At 25.7% G+C, this 1,749-nt stretch carries 3 protein-coding genes; 2 read left to right on the top strand and 1 reads right to left on the bottom strand.

The genetic code is table 11. From position 1 onward, the window contains the following. Positions 1 to 178 precede the first annotated feature (178 nt). Complete coding sequence (locus KGF39_RS19280) at positions 179 to 571, bottom strand: winged helix-turn-helix transcriptional regulator (RefSeq protein ID WP_054272286.1); 393 nt, start codon at positions 569 to 571, stop codon at positions 179 to 181. A gap of 140 nt (positions 572 to 711) precedes the next feature. Here KGF39_RS19280 and KGF39_RS19275 point away from each other — a divergent pair, with 140 nt between their 5' ends. Continuing rightward, entirely contained in the window at positions 712 to 1,107 is a 396-nt protein-coding gene (locus KGF39_RS19275; protein WP_054272287.1) for a pyridoxamine 5'-phosphate oxidase family protein, read from the top strand. A gap of 412 nt (positions 1,108 to 1,519) precedes the next feature. Beyond that, positions 1,520 to 1,726: a hypothetical protein gene (locus KGF39_RS19270; protein ID WP_107594481.1), complete on the top strand. Its 207-nt coding sequence runs from the start codon at positions 1,520 to 1,522 to the stop codon at positions 1,724 to 1,726. Positions 1,727 to 1,749: the final 23 nt, after the last annotated feature.

Below are 1,749 nucleotides of genomic sequence, written 5' to 3'. Positions count from 1 at the left end.
ATAATTTTACTTAGAACATAAACTTTATATAAAACAATTAAAAATATATCTATTAAGATAAGTAAAAAAAGAGTTGTCACAGAACAAAGTTAATTTGCTCATGCGACAGCTCCTTTTTATATTCAATCAGATAAACTAAGATATAAGCTATAATACGAATAATTTAGCAAACTTAAATTTATTTTATTTTTCTACATTCTTTGCAATTAAGTCCACATTTATTTTTTTCTTGCATATTAGTAGCTCCCCAATTAGCAAATTGTTGTAAAATAGGTACAATACTTTTACCTTTACTTGTCAATGTATATTCGACTTTTGGAGGGATTTCATTATATTGTTTGCGATGAACAATACCATCAGACTCTAAATCTTTTAATGATTGAGCTAGCATAGTATTTGTAACGCCGTCTAGTTTTCTTTTTATGCTACTATATCTAATTGGATTTTCAACTGCTAGCATACATATAATAGGTAATTTCCACTTACCACCAACAATATCTAATGCATAACGTATTGGACAGGTTAATTCTTCAACATTTGTAGTCATATTTTTTTCATTATCTAGATTCATTATATTTACTCCTCACTTACACTAGTATCTTTTTTATACTTTATCAGAAAAAACTGCATACTTGTTTTTTTTGTATTTTATATTAAAATTATATCAAAGGATAATCCTTAATACAAGTATTTAAAAGGGGTGTAAAAACTATGAAAGTATTAGAATTTTTAAACAAAGCAGGAGTTTATTATTTAGCAACAGCCGATGACAAGAACCAGGCACATGTGCGTCCTCTAGGATTCGTTATGGAATACGATGGGAAACTTACATTTTGCACATCTAACCAAAAGGATATGTTTAAGCAACTTATTTTTAATCCAAAGGTTGAGATTTGCTGTATAGACCAAAAACTCAATACTCTACGTATTTTAGGTGAAGCAGTATTTGTTACATCAAAAGAAACACAAGCTAAGGCTCTTGAAATAATGCCAAGCTTAAGTCAGATGTACTCTGTAGGAGATGGCAAATTTGAAATATTTTCTATTGATAATGCAAAAATTAGTTGCTGCTCAATGAGTGGTAAAAAGATTGATGTAGAGCTTTAATTATAGCTGAATTGACATTCATGACGAAAGTTAAGAAAACGTTACTACTAAGATATTAGAGATTTAAACCTAGACACAATAAAAAGATTTTTAAGCAGTAAATGTGTAAAAATTTTTAGTTATTAGATTTGTATTCCAACAAATACATATTGTTTTGAATAATTCATAACAAAAATAAGAATAATTAAAGTTTATTTTATGATGGAGTGTAATTCCTTTTAAAAATATTTTAACTGTAAATGATTGCAAGTAAATTTTATTTAATATGAAGAAAATATGATGATTATAAAAAATTGTTGCTTATTATTTATATATTTTTGTATGTAAATAATAAGTAGCATGACTTTATAAATTAATAGTGATAGAATATAAATTAATAGATAAGATATAATTTTAAAAGGAGTGATATAAAATGAGTAAATATAGTTCTTTGTGGGAATATGTTAAGAAAAATGGTACTTCATCATTTAAATTAACTTTTGAAGAAATAAAAAATATTGCTGGAATAGAGATAGACCATTCTTTTTTGAAGTATAAAAAAGAAGTAAATGAATATGGATATCAAGTTGGAAAAATTTCTTTAAAAGAGAAGACTGTTATTTTTAATAAAATTGATTAAAAAATAGCTACGCACACTTGTGA

The organism is Clostridioides sp. ZZV14-6345, assembly GCF_020657775.1.
Lineage (GTDB): Bacteria > Bacillota > Clostridia > Peptostreptococcales > Peptostreptococcaceae > Clostridioides > Clostridioides difficile_D.
The sequence above is the reverse complement of the archived record's forward strand: the minus strand, read 5'-3'. Positions and strand labels throughout refer to the sequence as shown.